We start from the raw sequence: 21,766 nt of genomic DNA, 5'->3' as shown, positions 1-21,766 counted from the left end.
ACTGTTACTGCTGTCGAAGGTCCGGCTCTGGCCGAACCCGGCATTGCAACTCAGCTTAGCATTTTGTCGAGCGGGAAGAGTCACGAACAATCACGACAGGCCGAAATCGACCTGAAGCGGGCCTAACCAAGCTTATAACAGAGCGTTAGCGAGTCTGGCTCAACCATTTTTCGACCACCGTCGGAATGACGGTTGTAGCATTTCCGCGTAAAAAATTAAATCCGTACGGGACCTTGCCGATATAAAGACAGTTAAGGATCTTTTCAGCGCGCCCTCGGGCGACCTTGACCAGCGAAGCCGTAGGATAGACGGACAGTGAAGTTCCAACCACCAAGACCTTTGCAGCGGAAGCGACGTGCTGGCGTGCGTCTTCGATATGCTGAACATCTTCCCCAAACCATACGATATCTGGACGGAGCTGCGTACCATCTTCGCAAAGTTGCCCGAGAACGATCGGGGCCGAACCAATGCAATAGCGCTTCGGGGAATCCGATGTACCTCTTGCGTATGAAAGTTGACCATGGAGGTGAACTACTTTTGTTGATCCAGCCAACTCGTGCAACTCATCAACATTTTGTGTGAGCACTACGACGTCATATGCCGCTTCAAGGGCTGCGATAGCTTCATGAGCAGCATTTGGTAGAGCCTGCGACGCCTTTGCCCGGCGCTCATTGTAAAACGCCAGTACAGCTTCTGGCCGGGCCTTCCAGCCCTCCGGCGACGCGACTTCTTGCCAAGAGAACTCGTTCCAAAGTCCGTTCGAGTCACGAAAGGTCGGCAGCCCACTCTCCGCGCTCAGGCCCGAGCCAGACAGAACGACGATCTTGTTTGGTTGAATTTCGGGTTTCATTCACATTCCGCTGAGCATGACAGGACTTTGTTTAAAATTGCTGAGAGCCGAAACCGTCCCGTTTTCGGCGGGTGCTGCCGTCCAGTGTACGTCAGGACCCGACCCCAAGCGGACATTTCAACTTAACGACCAAGTTGCTTCATAACCTGGTCTCGCACTTCCTGCCACTCTTCCCATAAGCGAGTAGGATTAAGTCGCCCAATCGGCATCTGTGCATCAAGAGAAGCATAAAACTTCTCCGCTTGTTTCGGGGTCATATCAACCGCAACAGTGGTGTCCCGAACGAGTAAGACCTCAACCTCAGTAAGCGGCGACCCCTTCTTTTTTTCTGCCGCACCTAACATCGCGTGCAGCGGATTTAAGTAGACCCTGACGGTCTTATCATCCGAGTTTGCCCCCTCGTTCCTCCTCCGTCCAAACCATCCGAATACACTCATGCGTGCTCCAATTAGATGTCCGCTCCTGGCCGATCGCAGACGGTCAGCACGGCCCAGTGCGCCTCGCTCTCGCCACCCCAGCAGCCAGGCGGTCTTGCAAGTCGTACTCAACCCCCGGCTTTCAGCTTTTCACTGAGCCGCCGCGCCTCATCCGCCTGCGCGAACTGCATGTCGCCTGCCAGCACCGCATCAAGTTCCTTGCGCGCCGCATCGCGCTGGCCGGCTGCGGCCAGCGCCGCCGCCAGGTGGTAGCGGATCGCCTGGGCATCGGGCGCCATGCCCTGCGCCTTGCGCAGCAGCTCGACGGCGCGCGGGGCCTGGCCCTGCTCCACCAGGATCCAGGCGAGCGTATCGATCACGTTCGGCTGCGCCTGTGCCAGCTTGTAGGCCGCCTCCGCCGTCGGCAGCGCGCGCGCGTCGCCCAGCTTCTGGTAGGCGAGCGCCAGGTTGTTCAGTGCGACGACGTTCCCGGGCGCGCGCTGAACGAGCGCCTCCAGCTGGCCCGCGGCGCGCTTGACGTCGCCGGCGGCCGACCAGGTCTGGGCGCGGTATGCCAGTGCCCGCTGGTCGTCCGGATGGGCGGCCAGCCATGCCGCCAGGCGCTTTTCCGCCTCGGCCTGGCGGCCCGTCAGGCGCAGCGCGTTGTCGATCTTGATCGCCAGCTCGCTCGTCGGCCCCAGCGCCGCGGCACGTTCGAAGGCGGGCAGCGCGGCCGCCGGCTGGCGCTTGGCCATCAGGATGTCCCCCTGCAAATGGTAGCCGGCGGAGTCCTTCGGATGCAGGCGCTGCATGCGCTCGGCCTGCATCAGCGCCAGGTCGTAGGATCCCTTGCGCACATACAGCTCGGCCAGTTGCAACTGGGCGGCGGGAAAGTCCGGCTGCATCGCCAGCACGCCCTTCAGGTCCGCCTCGGCCTGCGCGGGATTCTTCATCAGCACGCGCAGCGCCGCCACCTGCATCAGCGCCTGCGCGGAGCGCGGCAGCGCCGCCGCCAGGGTCTTGTAGGTTTCCAGGGCGCCGTTCATGTCGCCGTTCGCCAGCTGGGCCTTGCCGAGCAGGTCGAGCAGGTCGACGTTCTCTGGATTGCTCACTTGCAGCTTCCTGGCCAGGTTGAGCGCCTTTTCCTTCTGGCCCGTACGCAGGTACTGGGCGCTCAGGTTGACGTTCGGGCCGATCGCCCGCGGGTCGATGGCGGCGGCCTGTTCCAGCCAACGCGTCGCGGCGGCGCTGTCGCCCTGGTGCTCGGCCAGCGTCGCCAGCGCCGACAGGCCGGACACGCTGTCCTTGTTGTGGCTGGCGAAGTCCAGCATGTGCTGGCGCGCGCGGTCCTGGCGGCCGGCCTGCAGCTCCAGGTCGACCAGGCCGGCGGCCGCCTCGAAGCTGCGCGCATCCAGCACCAGCGCGCGCTCGAAAGCGGCGCGCGCCCCCTCTTCCTTGCCGTCGGCAGCCAGCACGCGACCCTTCAGGGTCTCGACGCGGGCGTTGTCGGGATGGCGGCTTGCCAGGTCCTGCACGGCCTTCATGGCGGCACCGACGTTGCCCAGCTTCAGCTGGGCACGCACCAGTGCTTCGCCGGCGTCGGTCGTGTTCTTTTCGAGCGCGGCTGCAGCCTCCAGCTCGCGCAGCGCCTGGCCGGTGGCGCCCGTCTGCAGGCGCGACAGGCCCAGCGCCGTGCGCAGCGAGGCGGAGCCCGTGTCGAGCGCGCTGGCCCTGGCGTACAGGTCCGCTGCCTCGGCGTAGCGGCGCGCGCGCATGTTCGCCTCGCCCGCCAGCGCCAGCAGCTGCGGGTCGTCGCTGTCCGCTTCCAGCTGGGCGCCGATCACTTCGCGCGCCTCGTCCGCGTGGCCCGTGCCCAGCAACGCCGATGCCAGCATCTTGCGTGCGTGCAGGTTGTCCGGATTGCGCTCGAGGTAGTGGCGCAGGTGGTGTTCGGCCAGGTAGTAGTTTTCCAGGCGCAGGTCGACCGCGCCCGCCAGCAGCACGCTGGGCATGTGGTTCGGCGCGGCCTTGAGCAGCTTGTACAGCCCGTCGCGCGCGGCCTCGGGCTTGTTGCGCGAATAGTCCAGCAGCGCCTGCGTGTACAGGACCAGCAGGCTGCCCGGCTGGGCCTTGGCCGCCTTGTCCAGCTCCGCCTGGGCTTCGGCGTAGCGGCGCAGGCCGATGGCGAGATAGGCCTTCTCCACGCGCGCGGTGCGGTGCTGGGGACTGATCGCGAGCACCTGGTCATACAAGGTCAGCGAATCTTCCGGATGGGCGCCGGCGCGCGCCAGGTCGGCCTTGAACATCAGCGCGTCCGTATTGCGCGGATCCTTGTCCAGCACCTTCGCCGCGTACTCGGCGGCCGCCGCGGCGTCGCCCTGCACGTAGGCGAGGCGGCCAAGGCCGATCGTCGCCTGGGCCTGGCCCGGGGCGGCCTGCAGCGCGGCCTCGTAGGCGGCCCTCGCCTCGTCGCGCCGGCCCAGCGCCAGCAGCGCATCGCCGCGCGTGGCCAGCAGCGCCGGCGGCGGGTTGGCCATGACGGCATCGTCCAGCGCCTTCTGGTGCTGCCCCTGCAACACCAGGCTGGCCGCCAGCACGGGCATCGCATCGGCCGGAGGCCAGCCCAGGCGCAGCGCCTGGCGCGCCTCCTTTTCCGCCGTGATGCTGTCGCCCAGGTCGAGGTGGGTGCGCGCCAGCAGGTAGCGGGTCTGCGCATCGTTCGGCGCCGCCTGGGCCGCATTCTTCAGCACGATCAGCGCTTCCCGGAACTCGCCCTTGCGCTGCATCTCCGTCGCCTGGGCACGCGCGGCCTCGGGCGATTGCTGGCTGCAGGCGGCCAGCGTTCCGGCCAGGCAGGCGGCGAGGAGGCGCGAGGCGACGGGACGGGAACGCAGGATCGACGGGATGGGCATGGAAAACATCGCTTATAAGAATGCGACATTTTCAGTTGGCAATAGCAAATCTGCAAGTGGAATGTCGGCAACAGGACGGGCCTTCCTGCCGCGGTCGGTGACACGGACGAAAAAACGACAGGAAACCTGCAGTTTGCTAATTTATTTACAAGTTGCATTTATTCATGGCATGATTCTGCACAAACACAAGTACGTAAAATTAGAAATCGAAGAACGACTCGTCCAAAAGGGATTCCCATGAAACCATTTAGCATGTTTGTGGCGGCAGCGATGCTGGCGCTGGGCTTCGGCCAGGCCAGCGCTGGCGAGATCAGCGACACCGGCGCCAACGCCTACTGGGGCGGCAAGGGCTATGGCGCCGACGTCATCGGCAGCAGCATGTACGACATCCAGAACGCGGCCATCTCACGCGTGGGCTCCGTCCTGACGATCGTCATCAACACCAATTTTGCCGGCCACGCCGGCGCCGACGCGGGCGTCGTCTCGACCAGGGGCATCGGCTACGGCGACGTGTTCCTGTCGGACGTCTGGAACCCGTACGGCAGCGATGCCCACCACCAGTACGACAAGGCGTCGAACGGCACCAACTGGGATTACGCACTGTCGCTCGACAACCGCTACAGCAACACGGGCGGCACCTTCAGGCTGCTGTCGCTGGACGGCACCAACGCGAACGACATCCTGACGCCGAGCAGCTTCCTGAACAAGTGCACGCTCGACCGGACCTGTTCCTACCGCGACGGCGCCGCCGTCGCCGCCAACACCGCCTCCAGCACCGTCAAGGCGACCGGATTGACGGGTACCTGGAGCGTCTACAAGGACAGCGCCCTGACCTTCAAGATCGACCTGTCGGGGTCGGAACTGCTGAACTGGAACGCGTTCGCGATGCATTGGGGCGAGACCTGCGCCAACGACGTCATCGAAGGCATGACGTCGGCCAGGGTGCCGGAGCCGGCCAGCCTGGCGCTCGTGCTGCTGGGCCTCGGTTCCTTCGCCGCCCTGCGCCGCCGACGCGGCTGATTCCCCCTGCTCCAGCACGACGCCCGCCGGCCTGCCAGGTCCGCGGGCGTCGTCGCTTTCAGCGCCATCATGCTTAGGTATGAGTCGCTATCCCTTTGTATAACTAGACTGTCAACGCTGCTTTCCCGACAATGCAACCATGACGCATACGGCCGCAAGGCCGGCGCGGACACGGTTTCAACGCACGAGGAGCCCACATGAGCAGCCATCCATTCCCCTTCGTCCCCGGCCCCGCGCCCATGGCGCTCGGCCAGTTCGCAGCCTCCGTCGCGCACGAGGTCGACCAGCCGCTGGCCGCGATCGCGCTGCACGCGCAGGTGGCGCTGCGCGCCATCGAACGCGCCCAGGCGCCGGTACAGGCCCAGGTCGGGAATGCGCTGCGCGCCGTGCTGGAAGCGTCGGCACGCGCCAGCGACATCGTGCGCAGCATGCGCTCGCTGGCCAGCCAGGGACACGACGCGCCGCAGGACGCGCGCAGCGAGTGCCGCGTCGACCACGCCGTCGACGAGGTGCTGGACGCGCATGCGGCCGTCATCGAACGCCTGGGCGTGGCAGTGGACGTCGCGATCGCGCGCCCGGCGCGGCGCGTGGCGGCCAGCCCCGTGCAGCTGCACCAGCTGCTGCGCAACCTGGTGGCCAATGCGCTCGACGCCCTCGCCGACGCCCCGGCCGACCGCCGCCGGCTGCGCATCGCGGCGGCGCTGGACGACGCCGGCATGCTGGCTATCACCGTCGAGGACACGGGCAGCGGCCTGGATCCCGAACAGGCGCGCCGCGCGTTCGACCCCATGTTCAGCACCAAGCCGCACGGCATGGGCCTGGGGCTGGCGATCTGCCGCGCGATCGTCGCCGCGCACGGCGGCCGGATCTGGCTCGAGGCCACGCCCGACCAGGGGTGCGCCGCCCGCTTTTCCCTGCCCTGCGGCGCCGTCCGTCGCGCCGCGCCGGCTACCGTCCACCACCATGCCCTGGAGACCTGCCATGATTGACGAACGCCCGATCTCGCTGCTGATCGCCGACGACCACCCGCTAATCCTGGCCGGCCTGGCCGCGATGATCCGCGAGGAACCCGGCCTGGCGCTGGCCGGCCAGGCCACCGACGGCCCCACCGCCGTCGAACAGTACCTGCGCCTGCGCCCGGACGTGATGCTGATCGACCTGAACATGCCGGGCGGCGGCGGCGTGGAGGCGATCCGCCGCGTGCGGGCCGCCGTGCCCGACGCCCGCATCGTGATCCTGACCACCTGGGAAGGCGACGAGGACGTGCACCGCGGCCTGCTGGCCGGCGCCAGCGCCTATCTGCTCAAGCAATCGACGCTGGATCAGGTCGTGCACTGCGTGCGCCAGGTCGCCGCCAACCGCCGCTACCTGGCCCCCGGCCTGGCCGAGAAGCTGGCGGCGCGGGTTCCGGCCAACCGGCTGTCGCGGCGCGAGCTCGAGATCCTGGCGCACCTGAGCTCGGGCCTGTCGAACAAGATGATCGCGCGCACCGAGAACATCGGCGTGGGCACCGTCAAGTACCACGTCAACAACATCCTGTCCAAGCTGAACGTCTCGTGCCGCACCGAGGCCGCCTGCGTGGCCCTGCGCCGTGGACTGATCCACCACCACTGAAGGCCGCCAGTCGGCCGCGCGTACGCAGCGCATGACCGCGACCATCCGGCGGCACGCGGCACGGGAGCCCGTACGGCCCGTGCCGCGGTTCCGTTTTCCGTCAACCGTCGACCAGGTAGCGCGACAGCTCCGACTGGGGCAGCCCCGGCACGGCATTCGGCGCCAGCGCCGCCGCCCCCTGCGCCATCGACTTGAACAGGCGCCGCACCACGCGGCTGAGCGACATGTGGCAGCGCCCCTTGCGCAACAGCTCGTGGCAGCCGCGCAGGCGGTAGCCGTCGTAGAACAGTACTTCGTAATCGACCTGCAGGTCGCGCTGGCGTTCGGGCGCGGGCGCCGCCTGCGCGGCCTGGTCGGCCCAGTCGGCGAGCACCCGGTTCGCCATGCGGAATTCGCTCACCACCACGGTGGCGCGCGTGGAGCGGGTCAGGCGGATGCGGACGACGTCGATCGGTTCGGCCGCGCAGCTGGCAGCGAGGGCTTGGATGGTCATGGCGGGCTCCCGGTGGCGGTGGATGGATGCCGGTTGGATGGATAAAGCGGCGACTTTCCTCGATACTAGCGAAGCGCCTTGCGGCGCGCATATCCCATTGGACAGGGACGGTCCGCGGCCGATCGCGGACAGGTCCGCGGAACGCGCCCGGATGTTGTATGATTTTCAGTGTTTATGGCCCAAAAAGTTGTTTAGCATGGCAAGAGCCACTCCCAGCACGCCGATCCGCGTCATGATCGCCGACGACCACCCCATGATGCGCGAGGGGATCGCGGCCACGCTGACTGCCCACGGCGGCATCGAGATCGTCGCCCAGGCCAGGGACGGCGACGAAGCCATCCACTGCTTCTGCGCCCAGCGTCCCGACGTCGCCCTGGTCGACCTGCAGATGCCCGGCAAGGACGGCCTGGAAGCGATCCGCGCGATCCGCAGCCTGCATCCGGACGCGCGCCTGATCGTCCTGACCACCTATGACGGCGACGCCCGCATCGCCGCCGCCCTCAAGGCCGGCGCCTCGGCCTACCTGCTCAAGAACGTGCCGGGCCGCGACCTGGCGGCGGCCGTGCGCGAAGTGCACGAGGGCTCGCACGTGCTGTCCCCGGCGCTGCGGCGCGAAGTCGCGATCCACTACGCGGGCGACGCGCTGTCGCCGCGCGAGCTGGACGTGCTGCGCCTGGCCGCCAGCGGCCATTCGAACCGCGAGATCGGCGCCAGCCTGTCCATCGGCGAGACCACCGTCAAGACCCACATGAGCGCCATCCTGGTCAAGCTGGGCGCCAACGACCGTGCGCACGCCGTCACGCTGGCCGTGCAGCGCGGCTTCATCGACCTGTGACGATGGCCGCCCCGCGCGCCCAGCGACTCGTCCACCTTGCCGCAGCGGCGGCAGCACTGTGCCTGGCGTTGCCGGCCGGCGCCGCGCTGCCGCAGGAAGCCCCCGGCGGCTACCTGCATACCCGCTGGACGGCGAGCGAAGGCGCGCCGCTGCAGATCCTCGCCATGGCCCAGACCATCGACGGCTGGCTGTGGCTTGGCACCCACGACGGCCTGTACCGGTTCGACGGCGTGCGCTTCTACCGCTACCCCTTGCCTGCCCGCCTGGGCCTGAACCGCAACATGGTCAGCGAGGTCCACGCCGGCCCGGCCGGCGAACTGTACCTCGCCTATGCGGGCGACGGCCTGTCCGTGATCCGCGCCGACGGCCGCATCGAGCGCCTGCCGCATCCGCCCGCGTCGCCCCCGGTGCACACGATGGCGGTCGACGCGGACGGCAGCCTGTGGGTCATGGCCGGCGGCATCCACCGCTACAAGGACGGCGCCTGGCGCACGGTGGACACCGACCCGGCCTGGGAAGACACGCGGCGGCGCGGCTTCGCGGTGGACGGGCGCGGCCGCCTGTGGGCATCCAACGACGCGGGCACCTGGCGCCTGGACCGTGCTCGCGGCCGCTTCGAGCGCGTGCTGGACAGCGGCGGCGAGCTGGCGCTGGCCCCGGACGGGCGCCTGTGGACCGTGTCGGACCGCGGCGAGGTCCGGCTCGCGGCCGATCCGGGCACGGGGTCGCGCCCCGCCCTGCAGGCCCACGCGGAGGGCCGCTATTCGGCGCAGTTCGCGCCCGACGGCACACTCTGGTTGCTCGGTTGTCCGGAACGCGCCTGCCTCGTCCCGGATGCGGCGCGCAGGCAGGACGCGCGCTACGACATCGCGCGCGCTGCCAATTTGCGCTTCGGCGCGGCGGCGCCGATGGCGGGCGACGATCCGCGCAGCATCCTGGTCGACCGCGAAGGCAATGTCTGGGTCAGCACCGAACAGGGCCTGAACCGCTACGCCCGCAATGCGTTCGTCCCGTCGGGGCTGCCCGGCACCGGCGAAGACTACAGCCTCGCCACCGACGGCAACGGCCAGGCATGGGCCGCCAACATCGTCACGGGCAAGCTGTGGCGGCTGCGCACGGACGGCCCGCCCGAGCCGCAGCCGGGGCCGTACGCCGGCATCGTCGAGCCGGGCCGCGACGGCACGCTGCTCGTCGGCGGCAAGCGCACGATCCAGCGCCGCGGCGCCGGCGCCATCGAGGAAATCCCTCTGCCGCCGGGGCGGGATGGCAAGCCGGCCGACCTCACCATGCTCGGCATCCGCGACGACGGCAAGGTGCTCTGGACCGCCACCCTCGAAACGGGGCTGATCGGCTGGCAGGGGAGCCGCTGGCAGCCCCGCGCCGCCTTCCGCCTGCCCGCCAAGATCTACCAGTCGGCGTCCGGGGCCAGCGGACAGCTGTGGCTGACCACGGGCGACGGCGGCCTGTATGCCTACGACGCCGAGCACGGCGCCGGCAAGCCGCTGGACGTGAGCGTGCTGGGCATGGTCGGCGCCATCTTTCCCGGCCCGGAACTGGTGCTGAGCGGCGACGGCGGCTCCGGGGTCGTGCGCGACCGTAGGCTGCACCTGCTGGGCGCGGAAGAACCCGAGGTGCTGCGCAACGTCAGCGGCCTGGTCGCGACCGCGGACGGCGACCGCTGGCTGAACGGCAGCGCCGGGCTGGTGCACGTCCGCGCCGAGGACTGGCGCCGCAGCGTCGCCGATGCCCGCGTGCCGCTGCGCTACGAACTGTTCGGCCCGCTCGACGGCTATCCCGGCAAGGCCGCGGCCGAGCGGCGCTGGCCCAGCGCCTGGAGCGGCGACGGCCGCCACCTGTGGCTGGCCGCGTCGGGCGGCGTGGTGCGTTTCGACACGGCCGCGGTGCCCCGCAATCCGGTACGGCCGACGGCGGCGATCCTGGGCCTGGACACGGACGACGCGCACCATGCGCCGCAGCACGGCCTGCGCCTGCCCCCGGGGTCGGCGCGCTTTCGCATCGACTATACGGCGCCGGCGCTGCGCAAGCCCGAGCGGGTACGCTTCGAATACCGGCTCGATGGCGTCGACGCCAGCTGGCAGGACGGCGGCACGCGGCGCGCCACCACGTACACGAACGTGGGGCCCGGCAGCTACGTGTTCCGCGTGCGCGCCATCAACGAGGACGGCGTCCCCAGCGCCGCCGACGCCGAGCTGGCGTTCGACGTCGCGCCCACGCTCGTGCAGACCACCTGGTTCCGGGTGCTGTGCGGGGCCGCGCTCGCGTTGCTGGGCATGGGCGCCTACCGCTGGCGCGTGCGCTACCTGACGGGGCGCGTGGCCGAACGCATGCGCGTGCAGACCGCGGAACGCGAACGCATCGCGCGTACGCTGCACGACACCTTCCTGCAGACCGTGCAAGGCCTGATCCTGCGCCTGGATGCCGTCGCCGCCAGCCTGCCGCCGGGCGAACGCGCCCGCAACCAGCTGGAAGCCGTGCTGGACGACGCCGGCAAGGCGATCGGCGAAGGCCGCGACCAGCTGCAGGAACTGCGCGCGGGCGATGCGCTGGTACTGGAAGACGTACTGCAGGATGCCACCGCGCGTCTTGCGGCGGCCGGCGCACCGGCGATCGAACTGCAGGTGGAAGGCGAGCGCCGCGCGCTGCGCGCCGCCGTCGCGGCGGAAGTGGCCGACCTGGCGCGCGAGGCGCTGCGCAACGCCTGCCGGCATGCCGGCGCGACGCTGGTGCGGATCACGCTCGCCTATGGACGGCGCGCGCTGGTGGTGACCATCGCCGACGACGGCAAGGGCTTCCCTCCGGACGTGCTGCGCGACGGCGGGCGTGGCGGCCACTGGGGCATGGTCGGCATGCGCGAGCGCGCGGCCAGGATCGGGGCCCGGCTGGAATTTGCCAACGGCACCCGGGGCGGCGCCGTCGTGCTGCTCGACGTGCCGTCCGGGCGCGCCTACGCTGCGCGCTGAGTGGCGTGCCGAATGGCGTGCCGAGTGGTGTGCCGAGGGGCGTGCTGAGTTGCGTGCTCCGTTGCGTTCTGAGGTGCGCGCCAGCTCAGCGACGCGCCCGTAACGCGGGTCAGCGGTGCAGGACCGCCGCCTGCACCATCGGCCTTGCCCCCACGTCCGTCCCACGCAGCGCGAACTGGCCGCTCAGCAGGTCGTCCTGCGGCCGGTAGCCGCGCGCCTGGATGTCAAGCAGGCCGTACAAGGTGTGGTCGAGCACGTCGGTACGGTAGGAGCGCGCTTCCACGGCGGCCTGGTCCATGTGCGCCAGCTTGTCGGCACGGTTGGTCCAGACCAGCAGCGGCACCTGGTAGCCGCTCGCATCGAGGGACGAATGGCCGGCGAAATCGCGGTTGTGCCCCACTTCCTGGCCGTGGTCGGACACGTACAGCAGCGAGGTCGGATGGCTGGCCGCGCGCCGCGCGCGGGCGATGATGGAGGCGATCACGTGGTCGCCGTAGAGCATCGCGTTGTCGTACTGGTCGCGCGCCTTGACGATCCAGAACGGCCGGCCGGCGCCGCGCAGTGCGGCGTCGACGCCGTCCTCGGTGCGGGTGAACCGGTCGTACGCCTGCGGGTAGCGCAGGTCGTAGCGCAGGTGCGCGCCCTGCATGTGGACGACGACGAGCTTGCGCGGTTCCGGACGGGCGAGGATGCGCTCGATGTGCGGCAGCATGCGCTCGTCGAGGCTGCGCGCCTCGCGCCCGCGGCCCTCGTTGACGAACACCTGTTCGTGGGCATGGGCGGCCAGGAACTGGATCGGGCCGTCGGCGCGCTCCTGGTTGGACACCCAGAACACGCGGTAGCCCGCGGTGCGCGCCAGCGCCAGCACGTTGGGCTGGTCGTGCCACGCTTCCGGATCGTCCCTGGTGGCCGGCGTCAGCATCTTGAGCAGCGACTGCGCGGTGGCCGCATCGGCCGAATCCACGTTCTTGAACACGAGCAGCTGGTCGCGCATCGTCGCGCGCAGGCGTTCCAGTTCCGGCGTCGTGCGGCGCGGATAGCCGTACAGCGACCAGTTGCTGCGGTTGACGCTCTCGCCCAGCACCAGCACGACGGTCTGCTCGGCCGGCCCGGCGTAGCTGGCCTGGTCCTCGCGCGCCTTGTCCAGGTCGCGCTCGACCTTCAGGCGCACCTGTTCCATGAAGGCGCGCTGGTCGAGGTAATCGTCGACGTAGCGCGGCCAGAACACGAGCGGATTTTCCTTGGCCATGGTCGGATTGAAGTGCAGCGCGCCGAACAGCGCCGCCAGCGCCAGCCCGGCCCCGCGCATGCGCCGCGACGGCACTGCGGCAGGGCCGCCCGCGCGCGCCCAGCGCCGCTCGCACCACGCCATCAGCGCCACCAGGCCCGCGGGCACTGCTGCCACCAGCAGCATGTGGATGCCGTAGGTAGCGACGAATTCGCGCGCTTCTTCCGGATTGCTGCCCAGGATGGCGTCGGCGACGGCGATGTGCTTCGGGTTCAGGCCGTACAACCAGAACAGGAAGCCTTCGATGGCGGCGGTGGCCAGCACCAGCCCGTTGAGCAGCAGCGCGGCACCGGCGAGCAGCCGCGGCCGGGGCAGCAGCAGCGCCAGGCCGCCCAGGCCCAGGTTGGCGATGAGGACGAAGCCCGCCGCCTTGGTGAAATTGTGGGCATCCTGCATGCCGAGCTGCCAGAACGTGGCCAGGCCGGCGGCGGTAAAGAAGGCGCGCACTGCGGCCTGTCGCAATGCGAGCGGCATACGGGACTGCAAGGCATGCCGCAGCGCATGCGGCAGCGCGCCTCTGATACGGTCGATGGACATTCTCTCTCCAGTGGACTCGGCCGGGGGAGGCCGTTGGCGGCGCACGGATTCTGCGTCCGCGCTGCGCGCCAGCCCGCGGCAATGGCCACAGGCATGAACCGGACGAGCCCGCCGCGAATTGCTTGGCCGCGCCCTGTGCTCGTCAATACCGTGAGATTATGGCATACGGATCAGTTCCGACCAAGATGGCAAATCGATAGCGGCCGTGCGACCGCTCAACCGTTCACATGGAACCAAGCCGCTGTTCCTTGCGATACATGCGGCACTCGGCGGCCAGGGCCAGCAGGTTAGGGTCGCGCTCGCGGCTGCGCGGGAACAGCAAGGTGATCGCCTGGCGCGAGGCGTAGCGGGCGTCGAGCGGGATCAGGTCGACACGCGTGGAAAATTCGGCGATGCGTCCGGGCAGCAGGCTGTAGCCCATGCCACCGCCCACGAGGTTAATGAGCGAAAAGATATCGCTCACCCGCATGATCGTTTCCGGTACGTAGCCGGCCTGGCGGAATGCGTGGTCGAAGCTGTCGGACGTGACGAAACCGTCGTTCAGGGTAATGAATTTTTCCCCCTTCAGGTCGCGCAGGTCGGCCTGCGTGCGCCCCGCATACGGCGAGCCGAGCGGCGCAGCCAGGTGGACCTCGTCCTCGAACAGGGGCACCGCCAGCAATTGGGGATCGTCGAGCGACGCCTGCAGGCCGATCACGATGGCATCCAGGCGGCCGTCGTCCATGCTGCGCAGCAGTTGCTGGTTCGACCCCAGCGTCAGGTCGATCTGCAGCTCGGGACGGCGCAGCTTCAGCCCCATCAGCAGTTGCGGGATGCAGCGCAGCGTCAGCGAATACAGCGAGCCGATCTTGAGCCGGTTGGCATTCAGGCCGGCCAGGTCGCGCACCTTGCGCACGCCTTCTTCCGTCTCGCTGACGGCGCGCTGCGCATGCTTGGCGAAGGCATAGGCGGCCGGCAGCGGCGCCAGGTTGCGGCCCTCACGCCGGAACAGCGGGCAACGCAGGCCCTGCTCCAGGGAGTGCAGTGCGCGATGGATACTGACTGTCGATTGTCCCAGCTCGTCCGACACCCGGGCCAGGCTGTTCAAGCGCATGAAGGCGAGGAAAACTTCCAGTTTCTTTAGCGTAATTTCTTCATCGATCATGACAGCCTCAATCGCCTCTCTCATTCGGAAAGGATACCGCAATCGTTAGCCTGAGAGTAAACGTTCGCCGGCGGGGTTGATTGAAGCATCGTGTCTCGCTTCTTATGCTGGGTGAAACGGTTTCGATAACAAGGAGACACTATGGACACTACGACGTCCGCGCCGCGCCGCTGGGACACGCGGCGCCAGGAGAAGCGCCGCCGCCTCGATGCCGTGCGCCACCTGGCCGACGGTGCCGTGCTGCGCAGCGATCGCCTGGTCGAGGCGCTGGAATCCCTCGTCGTCAGCGGCGACCGCGTCGTCCTGGAGGGGAACAACCAGAAGCAGGCGGATTTCCTCGCCCGCGCCCTGGTACAGGTCGATCCCGGTCGCCTGAACGGCCTGCACATGATCATGCCCAGCGTGAGCCTGCCGGAACACCTCGACCTGTTCGAGCGCGGCATCGCCAGCAAGCTCGATTTCGCCTACGCGGGCGCCCAGAGCCTGCGCATCTCCCAGTTCCTGCAGGAGGGCTCGCTCCAGGTGGGCGCCCTGCACACCTATATCGAACTGTATGCGCGCCTGTACGTGGACCTGGCGCCGAACGTCGTCATGGTGGCCGGCTACAAGGCCGACCGCCAAGGCAACCTGTACACGGGTCCCAGCACCGAGGACACGCCGGCCCTGGTCGAGGCCGCCGCCTTCCGTGACGGCATCGTGATCGCCCAGGTCAACGAGATCGTGGACGACCCGAAGGACCTGCCGCGCGTCGACGTGCCGGGCACGTGGATCGACTTCGTGGTGCAGTCGGACAAGCCGTTCTACATCGAGCCCCTGTTCACGCGCGACCCGCGCCTGATCAAGCCCGTGCACATCCTGATGGCGATGATGGCGATCCGCGGCGTGTACGAGCGCCACCAGGTGCAGTCGCTGAACCACGGCATCGGCTTCAACACGGCCGCCATCGAGCTGCTGCTGCCGACCTACGGCGAGCAGCTGGGCCTGAAGGGCAAGATCTGCCGCAACTGGACGCTGAACCCGCATCCCACGATGATCCCCGCGATCGAATCGGGGTGGGTCGAGAGCATCCACTGCTTCGGCGCAGAGCTGGGCATGGAAGCCTACACGGCGGCGCGCCCGGACGTCTTCTTCACGGGCCGCGACGGCTCCATGCGCTCGAACCGCGCGTTCTGCCAGCTGGCCGGCCAGTATGCCGTCGACCTGTTCATCGGCGCCACGCTGCAGATGGACGGCCTGGGCAACTCGTCCACCGTCACCCACGGGCGCCTGACGGGCTTCGGCGGCGCCCCGAACATGGGCCACGACCCGCACGGCCGCCGCCACGCCACCCCGGCCTGGCTCGACCTCGTCGAGACGGACGATCCGCTCGCGCGCGGCAAGAAGCTCGTCGTCCAGATGGTGGAGACCTTCCAGGACGGCACGGCGCCGACCATCGTCGAGTCCCTCGACGCCGTCGAAGTGGGCAAGGCTTCCGGCATGCCGCTGGCGCCCGTGATGATCTACGGCGACGACGTGACGCACGTGCTGACCGAGGAAGGCATCGCCTACCTGTACAAGGCGCGCTCGCTCGAGGAGCGCAAGGCGATGCTGGCGGCGGTGGCCGGGGTGACGCCGATCGGCATGCGCCACGACCCGAAGCAGACGGCGCGCATGCGCGAACAGGGCCTGATCGCGCTGCCCGAGGACATGGGCGTGCAGCGCGCCCAGGCCACCCGCTCGCTGCTGGCTGCGAAGAGCATCGCCGAGCTGGTCGACTGGTCCGGCGGCTTGTACGACCCGCCGGCCAAGTTCAGGAGCTGGTGATGACGGCGCTGAACCCGGATCCGTTGCTGCCAGACCGCACGACCGCAAGCGCGAATGCAAACGCGGCGGCCGACAGCCTGCTCGCCCACGTGGCGGCGGACGCGCTGGCGCTCAATGCCGTCCAGGCCCTCGTCGACGAAGCCATGCTCACCCCCAAGCCGGGCCTGGTCGACATGCGCGGCAGCGGCGCCCACCACGACCTCACCTGGCCGCTGATGTGCGCGTCCGCGTGGGCGCTGCGTCCCGCGTTCACCGACATGGCGGTGGCCGGACGGACGCTGGCGGGCCAGGATACGCTGCTGCGCCGGCGCATCGGCGCCATCGGTCGCGAGGCCGAAGCCGCGATGCTGGCGGCGACGGGCGGCGTGAACACGCACCGCGGCGCGATCTGGGCACTGGGCCTGCTGGTCACGGCCGCCGCCGGCATCGAGGGCGCCTACGACGCCGCTGCGGTGGCCGCCCGTGCCGGGCTGCTGGCCCGCATCGACGACCCGGACGCGCCGCGCCGGACGGGCAACAAGGGCGAGCGCGCCTGCCGCCGGCACGGCGTGGGCGGCGCCCGCGGCCAGGCCCGCGCCGGCTTCCCGCAGGTAATCCAGCATGCGCTGCCGGCGCTGCGCGGCGCCCGCGCCCGCGGGGACACGGAGGCGCAGGCGCGCGTGAACGCCCTGCTGGCCGTGATGTCCACGCTCGACGACACCTGCCTGCTGGCGCGTGGCGGAGTGCCGGCCCTGCAGGCCACGCAGGACGGCGCGCGGCGCGTGCTGGATGCCGGCGGCGTGGCGACGCCCGTCGGCCGGCGCCTGCTGGCCGCACTGGAAGCGCAGATGGCGGCGCAGCACGTCTCGCCCGGCGGCGCCGCCGACCTGCTCGCGGCCGCCCTGCTGCTGGACCGGCTCGAAGGCCGACGGTAGCGCCGATACGCGGGCCAACGAACAACGACGATGGAGACGAACTAATCATGGAAAAACTGGAATTCGAGTTCGGCGCGGGCCAGAGCGCGCCGGGACGCACCGTCAGCGGCGTCGTCAGCTCGGGCGACCTGGAGGTGCTGCTGGAGCCCGCGGCCGCGGGCCGCACCACGGTCGCCGTGCAGACCTCGGTGGACGGCTACGGCGCCACCTGGACGGCGCTGCTGGAACGCGTGTTCGGCACTGGCCTGCTGCCGGCCGCGCGCATCGAGATCAACGACAACGGCGCCACGCCCGGCGTGGTGCGGATGCGCATCGAGCAGGCCTATGAGCAAGTCAATGCGCAGGCCAATACGCACGTCAATACGCAAGCGAACCACCAAGCCAAGGGAGGACAGCCATGAGCATCGAAGCCCTGCTCCAGCGTGACAGCTTCATCGAACGCGGCGCCCGCAGCCGCGCAGAGGCGCTGCTCGACCCCGGCACCTTCCGCGAACTGGTGGGACCATTCGAGCGCATCACCTCCCCCTGGCTCGCCATGCAGAACCTCGTGACGCAGGCCGACGACGGCGTCGTCGTCGCCAAGGGAAAACTGGATGGCCAGCCCACGGTGGTGCTGGCGATCGAAGGCGCGTTCCAGGGCGGCAGCATGGGCGAGGTGGGCGGTGCCAAGATCGCCGGCGCGCTCGAACTGGCGGCGCGCGACAACCGCAACGGCATCCCCACGCAGGCCGTCATCCTGTTCGAGACGGGCGGCGTGCGCCTGCAGGAAGCGAACCTGGGCCTGGCAGCCATCGCCGAGATCCAGTCCGCCATCGTCGACCTGCGCCGCTATCGACCGGTGGTCGGTGTCAGTGCCGGTACCGTCGGTTGTTATGGTGGCATGTCGATCGCGGCGGGGTTATGCTCCTACCTCGTATTGACGAGGGAGGCCCGCCTGGGCCTGAACGGACCGCAGGTGATCGAGCAGGAGGCGGGCGTGGCGGAATTCGACGCGCGCCAGCGTTCCCTGATCTGGGGCCTGACGGGCGGCGAGCAGCGCGTGGCCGCCCACCTCGCGGACCTGTGCGTGGCCGACGATACGCAGGAAGTGCGCAGCGCCGTCGCCGGCCTGTTCGCACGCGGCGTGCCGGCCGTGCACCGCAGCGAGCGCATCGACGATTTTCTTGCCTGCCTGGAGCGCGTGGACACCAGCGCCCAGCCCACGCCGGCGCAAGCCCGCGACCTGTTTGCGAAAGGACTCGAATGATGGATGCCGCTACCAACACCAGTGCGGACAAGCACGGCAAGGGCGCCATGTGGCTGCGCCTGCTCACGGGCGGCGCCCAGCCGGCCCACGACTGGGCTGCCGTGAAGGCGGTCGACGCCATCCTGGCCGGCCAGGACGCGCGCTACATCGCCGTGGTGCCGGACCCGGACAACCGCTTCCCGCGCGCCCGCAACGGCGAAGCGGGCCTCGTCGAGGGCTGGCAGCTGGCCCGTGCCGTGCACGAGGTCATGCAGCTGGACCGCGCCGCCGCCGTCAAGCGCCCGATCGTGGCGATCATCGACGTGCCCAGCCAGGCCTACGGCCGGCGCGAGGAAGCCTTCGGCATCCACCAGGCGCTGGCCGGTGCCGCAGGCGCCTATGCCCAGGCGCGCCAGGCCGGCCATCCGGTGATCGGCCTCGTCGTCGGCCTGGCCATGTCCGGCGCCTTCCTCGCGCACGGCTACCAGGCCAACCGCCTGATCGCCCTGGACGATCCGAACGTGCAGGTACACGCAATGGGCAAAGCGTCGGCCGCCCGCGTGACGCTGCGCTCCGTCGAGGCGCTGGAAAAGCTGGCGGCCAGCGTGCCGCCGATGGCCTACGACGTGCAGAGCTTCGCCTCGCTCGGCATCCTGTGGAAGATCCTGCAGCTGACCAACCTGGCGCTGCCGGACGAGCAGGACCTGGCCCTCGTGCACGGCGCGCTCGAGGCGGCGCTGGCCGACATCCTGGACGACCCGGCGCGCGACCTCTCGGGCCGCCTGCAGGGCCGCCACCGGCAGGCATCGCGCCGCGTGCGCGAACTGCTGCAGTCCGAATGGGAGGCCGCCGACTGACCAGACCCTGACCCCAAGCGGATGCTGCCGACGCCGCAAGACCAAGACACCAGAAGCACGCGGCGCGGCCTGCCAAATTTTTTCGGAAAGTTGGACACATAGAGGAGACAGCCATGATTATCTATGGAACCGCATTACTCGCAGTCTGCCACCTGCTCGGGATCTTCCTGGGCGACCTGCTGGGCGCCCTGCTCGGCGCCAAGACCAACGTCGGCGGCGTGGGCATCGCCATGATCCTGCTGATCTGCGCCCGCCTGTGGATGCACAAGCGCGGCCTGATGCCGCCCCAGACCGAGATGGGCGTGGGCTTCTGGGGAGCGATGTACATCCCCGTCGTCGTCGCCATGGCCGCCCAGCAGAACGTCGTCTCGGCGCTGCGCGGCGGCCCGGTGGCGCTGATCGCGGCGCTGGGCACCGTGCTCGTGTGCGCGCTGTGCATCAACCTGATCAACCGCAGCGAACGCAACGCGCCGGAGTGGGAGCCGGAAGCGGACGCCAAACGCGGCCAGCCGCAATCGATCTGAGGAGACCACCATGCTCGACCTCCTGGAAAAAACCGCGAAACACAATGGCCTCGTGCTGGCCTTCGCCCTCGTCGGCCTCGTGATGCTGGTATCGATGTGGATGTCCAAGCGCCTCACCATGGGCCGCGTGCACGGCTCGGCGATCGCCATCGTCATCGGCCTCATCCTCGCCTACTGGGGCGGCATCCAGACCGGTGGCCAGAAAGGCCTGGCCGACCTGTCGCTGTTCGCCGGCGTGGGCCTGATGGGCGGCGCCATGCTGCGCGACTTCGCCATCGTCGCCACCGCCTTCGAGGTGCAGGTCGTGGAAGCGCGCAAGGCCGGCTTCGTCGGCGCCGCCGCGCTGATCCTGGGCACCATCCTGCCCTTCATCGTGGGTGCCTGCGTCGCCTGGGCCTTCGGCTACCGCGACGCCGTGAGCATCACCACCATCGGCGCAGGCGCCGTCACCTACATCGTCGGTCCCGTCACGGGCGCGGCGATCGGTGCGAGTTCCGACATCATGGCCCTGTCCATCGCGACGGGCCTCGTGAAGGCGATCATGGTGATGGTCGGCACGCCGGCCGCGGCGCGCTTCCTGCGCCTGCGCACCCCGCGCTCGGCGATGGTGTTCGGCGGCCTGGCCGGCACCGTCAGCGGCGTCTCGGCGGGCCTGGCGGCCACCGACCGCCGCCTCGTGCCGTACGGCGCCCTCGTCGCCACCTTCCACACGGGCCTGGGCTGCCTGCTCGGCCCCTCGCTGCTGTTCTTCGCCACGCGCGCGCTGGTGGCCTGATGTACTACGGCGCGCACGACCTGCTGTTCCTGGGCGAGCCCGGCGCGTTCGAGCCCGTGGGCCCGCGCCCGGACTGGCTCGGCGGCGCCTGGCAAGCGCGGGCGCCGCTGGTCGTGCGCAGGGAAGCGACGTCCCATGGCCGACTCCCCGTCGGTGCCCGCGGCCCCCTGCGCAACCAGCGGCTCGCCGGCTACGTCGACGGCGCCGTGGTACAGCAGCGGGTGACGCCGGAAATGCTCGCGCAGGCGCCGGTCCCCGCCGGCCCGCCCTGCCTTGCCGCCCTCGCCCGCCTGGCCCCGCGCCTGGCGGGCCTGGGCCTGGCCTGGGGACCGATCGGCGGTGTGGGCTTCCAGCTCGCCAGCGGCCTGCCCGTGCTGCGCGAGACGAGCGACCTCGATCTGCTGGTGCGTGCGCCGCGCCCCCTGCCCGCCGGCACGGTCGCCGCCCTGGCCGCCTTGCAGCGCGATGCCGATTGCCGCATCGACATCCAGGTCGACACGGGCAGCGGCGGCTTCGCGCTGGCCGAGTACGCGCGCGGCGGCCGCGTGCTGCTCAAGACGGCGCACGGCCCCGTGCTGCTGGACGATCCGTGGCAAGGTCGGTGGCAGCAGGATCGGTGGCAGAAGGACGAGGCCGCATGAGCGTCCTGTTCACCTTCCCCGGCCAGGGCGCGCAAAAGCCGGGCATGCTGCATGCGCTGCCCGATCATCCGGAAACGGCGCGCACGCTGGCCGAAGCGTGGGAGGCGCTGGGCCGCGACGTGCTGCCGCTCGACACGGAGGCGGCGCTCGCGTCGACCGTGGCCGTCCAACTGTGCGTGCTCGTCGCCGGCGTCGCCATGGCGCGCGTGCTGGCCGCGCAGGAGGCGCGGCCGCAGATGGTCGCCGGCCTGTCGATCGGCGCCTGGCCGGCCGCCGTGATGGCCGGCGTGCTCGGATTCGCGGATGCCGTGCGCCTCGTCGCCCTGCGCGCCCGCCTGATGGAAGAGGCCTACCCGCGCGGCTACGGCATGACGGCCGTCGGCGGCCTCACGCGCCAGCAGCTGGAGCCGCTGGTGGCGCGCGTGCACGGCCCCGCCAGCCCCGTCTACCTGGCCAACCTGAACGCGGCGCGCCAGATCGTCATCGCCGGCAGCGACGCCGCGATGGCGGCCGTGGCCGACCTGGCGCTGCAGCACGGCGCCCAGCGCGCCGAACGCCTGGCCGTCGCCGTCCCTTCGCACTGCGAACTGTTCGACGCCCAGGCCCGCGTGCTCGCCGACGCCGTCGCCGCGGTCGCGCTGGCCCGCCCGCGCATCACCTACGTCAGCAGCAGCGCGGCGCGCGCCCTGTTCGACGGCAAGGCGATCGGCGCCGACCTGGCCGCGAACATGGCCCGGCCCGTCCTGTGGGCCGACACCGTGCGCCATGCCTGGGAACGCGGGGCCCGCCTGGCCCTGGAGATGCCGCCGGGCGCCGTGCTGACGCGGCTGGCGGAGACGGAGTTTGCCGGCGGATCCGCCATCGCGGCCGACGGGCAGCGCGTCGACAGCCTCGTGGCGCTGTTGCAGGACAGCCCGTATGGCGGATGAAGGGGAAA

21 protein-coding genes are annotated in these 21,766 nt (G+C 69.8%); 15 read left to right on the top strand and 6 right to left on the bottom strand.

What is annotated here, in order from left to right:
* Positions 1-145 precede the first annotated feature (145 nt).
* The 3 genes from ACI1V7_RS06820 to prsT all read right to left on the bottom strand — a co-directional run bounded on the left by ACI1V7_RS06820 (position 146) and on the right by prsT (position 4,178).
* The gene (locus ACI1V7_RS06820; protein ID WP_404530991.1) at positions 146-850 is read right to left on the bottom strand and encodes an SIR2 family NAD-dependent protein deacylase; all 705 of its coding nucleotides are present in this window, start codon (positions 848-850) and stop codon (positions 146-148) included.
* Positions 851-972: 122 nt separating this feature from the next.
* Positions 973-1,287: a hypothetical protein gene (locus ACI1V7_RS06815; protein WP_404530990.1), complete on the bottom strand. Its 315-nt coding sequence runs from the start codon at positions 1,285-1,287 to the stop codon at positions 973-975.
* 107 nt (positions 1,288-1,394) lie between these two features.
* Entirely contained in the window at positions 1,395-4,178 is a 2,784-nt protein-coding gene (gene prsT, locus ACI1V7_RS06810) for an XrtA/PEP-CTERM system TPR-repeat protein PrsT (RefSeq protein ID WP_404530989.1), read from the bottom strand.
* Here prsT and ACI1V7_RS06805 point away from each other — a divergent pair.
* The 4 genes from ACI1V7_RS06805 (at position 4,177) to ACI1V7_RS06790 (ending at position 6,812) form a co-directional block, all read left to right on the top strand.
* The gene (locus tag ACI1V7_RS06805; protein ID WP_404530988.1) at positions 4,177-4,419 is read left to right on the top strand and encodes a hypothetical protein; all 243 of its coding nucleotides are present in this window, start codon (positions 4,177-4,179) and stop codon (positions 4,417-4,419) included. The two genes, prsT and ACI1V7_RS06805, sit on opposite strands and share 2 nt — an antisense overlap.
* Positions 4,416-5,198 carry a PEP-CTERM sorting domain-containing protein gene (locus ACI1V7_RS06800; RefSeq protein ID WP_404530987.1) on the top strand — a complete coding sequence of 261 codons (783 nt, stop codon included), beginning with the start codon at positions 4,416-4,418 and terminating at the stop codon, positions 5,196-5,198. The genes ACI1V7_RS06805 and ACI1V7_RS06800 overlap by 4 nt, the downstream gene beginning before the upstream one ends.
* A gap of 197 nt (positions 5,199-5,395) precedes the next feature.
* Positions 5,396-6,187: a sensor histidine kinase gene (locus ACI1V7_RS06795; RefSeq protein WP_404530986.1), complete on the top strand. Its 792-nt coding sequence runs from the start codon at positions 5,396-5,398 to the stop codon at positions 6,185-6,187.
* Positions 6,180-6,812 carry a response regulator gene (locus ACI1V7_RS06790; protein ID WP_404530985.1) on the top strand — a complete coding sequence of 211 codons (633 nt, stop codon included), beginning with the start codon at positions 6,180-6,182 and terminating at the stop codon, positions 6,810-6,812. Before ACI1V7_RS06795 ends, ACI1V7_RS06790 begins: the two co-directional genes overlap by 8 nt.
* Before the next feature lie 100 nt (positions 6,813-6,912).
* Here ACI1V7_RS06790 and ACI1V7_RS06785 read toward each other — a convergent pair whose 3' ends face one another.
* Positions 6,913-7,305, bottom strand: coding sequence for a hypothetical protein (locus ACI1V7_RS06785; RefSeq protein WP_404530984.1), 393 nt, complete (start codon positions 7,303-7,305; stop codon positions 6,913-6,915).
* Between the two features lie 196 nt (positions 7,306-7,501).
* Here ACI1V7_RS06785 and ACI1V7_RS06780 point away from each other — a divergent pair, with 196 nt between their 5' ends.
* Both ACI1V7_RS06780 and ACI1V7_RS06775 read left to right on the top strand, forming a co-directional pair.
* A complete protein-coding gene (locus ACI1V7_RS06780; protein WP_404530983.1) occupies positions 7,502-8,140 on the top strand; it encodes a response regulator in 639 nt (212 codons plus the stop codon).
* Between the two features lie 2 nt (positions 8,141-8,142).
* Positions 8,143-11,121: a sensor histidine kinase gene (locus ACI1V7_RS06775; protein WP_404530982.1), complete on the top strand. Its 2,979-nt coding sequence runs from the start codon at positions 8,143-8,145 to the stop codon at positions 11,119-11,121.
* Positions 11,122-11,230: 109 nt separating this feature from the next.
* Here ACI1V7_RS06775 and ACI1V7_RS06770 read toward each other — a convergent pair whose 3' ends face one another.
* Both ACI1V7_RS06770 and ACI1V7_RS06765 read right to left on the bottom strand, forming a co-directional pair.
* Positions 11,231-12,946, bottom strand: coding sequence for a phosphoethanolamine transferase (locus tag ACI1V7_RS06770; RefSeq protein WP_404530981.1), 1,716 nt, complete (start codon positions 12,944-12,946; stop codon positions 11,231-11,233).
* Between the two features lie 223 nt (positions 12,947-13,169).
* On the bottom strand, positions 13,170-14,090 hold the full coding sequence (locus ACI1V7_RS06765; protein ID WP_404530980.1) for a LysR family transcriptional regulator: 921 nt from the start codon (positions 14,088-14,090) through the stop codon (positions 13,170-13,172).
* A 141-nt stretch (positions 14,091-14,231) separates the two neighbouring features.
* Between ACI1V7_RS06765 and mdcA the strand changes: the two genes are divergently transcribed.
* The 9 genes from mdcA to mdcH all read left to right on the top strand — a co-directional run bounded on the left by mdcA (position 14,232) and on the right by mdcH (position 21,758).
* Positions 14,232-15,893 carry a malonate decarboxylase subunit alpha gene (gene mdcA, locus ACI1V7_RS06760; RefSeq protein WP_404530979.1) on the top strand — a complete coding sequence of 554 codons (1,662 nt, stop codon included), beginning with the start codon at positions 14,232-14,234 and terminating at the stop codon, positions 15,891-15,893.
* Positions 15,893-16,807, top strand: a complete 915-nt coding sequence (locus ACI1V7_RS06755; RefSeq protein ID WP_404530978.1) for a triphosphoribosyl-dephospho-CoA synthase — start codon at positions 15,893-15,895, stop codon at positions 16,805-16,807. The genes mdcA and ACI1V7_RS06755 overlap by 1 nt, the downstream gene beginning before the upstream one ends.
* Positions 16,808-16,854: 47 nt before the next feature.
* Positions 16,855-17,208: a malonate decarboxylase subunit delta gene (locus ACI1V7_RS06750; protein WP_404530977.1), complete on the top strand. Its 354-nt coding sequence runs from the start codon at positions 16,855-16,857 to the stop codon at positions 17,206-17,208.
* Positions 17,205-18,053, top strand: a complete 849-nt coding sequence (locus tag ACI1V7_RS06745; RefSeq protein ID WP_404530976.1) for a biotin-independent malonate decarboxylase subunit beta — start codon at positions 17,205-17,207, stop codon at positions 18,051-18,053. Before ACI1V7_RS06750 ends, ACI1V7_RS06745 begins: the two co-directional genes overlap by 4 nt.
* Complete coding sequence (gene mdcE / locus ACI1V7_RS06740; RefSeq protein ID WP_404531553.1) at positions 18,053-18,889, top strand: biotin-independent malonate decarboxylase subunit gamma; 837 nt, start codon at positions 18,053-18,055, stop codon at positions 18,887-18,889. The genes ACI1V7_RS06745 and mdcE overlap by 1 nt, the downstream gene beginning before the upstream one ends.
* A gap of 113 nt (positions 18,890-19,002) precedes the next feature.
* The gene (gene madL, locus ACI1V7_RS06735; RefSeq protein WP_404530975.1) at positions 19,003-19,413 is read left to right on the top strand and encodes a malonate transporter subunit MadL; all 411 of its coding nucleotides are present in this window, start codon (positions 19,003-19,005) and stop codon (positions 19,411-19,413) included.
* A 10-nt stretch (positions 19,414-19,423) separates the two neighbouring features.
* Positions 19,424-20,188 (top strand): malonate transporter subunit MadM, encoded by a 765-nt coding sequence (gene madM / locus ACI1V7_RS06730; protein ID WP_404530974.1) that lies wholly within the window; start codon positions 19,424-19,426, stop codon positions 20,186-20,188.
* Positions 20,188-20,829, top strand: a complete 642-nt coding sequence (locus ACI1V7_RS06725; protein ID WP_404530973.1) for a malonate decarboxylase holo-ACP synthase — start codon at positions 20,188-20,190, stop codon at positions 20,827-20,829. Before madM ends, ACI1V7_RS06725 begins: the two co-directional genes overlap by 1 nt.
* Entirely contained in the window at positions 20,826-21,758 is a 933-nt protein-coding gene (gene mdcH, locus ACI1V7_RS06720) for a malonate decarboxylase subunit epsilon (RefSeq protein ID WP_404530972.1), read from the top strand. Before ACI1V7_RS06725 ends, mdcH begins: the two co-directional genes overlap by 4 nt.
* Positions 21,759-21,766: the final 8 nt, after the last annotated feature.

The organism is Massilia paldalensis, assembly GCF_044901715.1.
GTDB classification, from domain to species: domain Bacteria; phylum Pseudomonadota; class Gammaproteobacteria; order Burkholderiales; family Burkholderiaceae_D; genus Telluria; species Telluria paldalensis.
The sequence above is the reverse complement of the archived record's forward strand: the minus strand, read 5'-3'. Positions and strand labels throughout refer to the sequence as shown.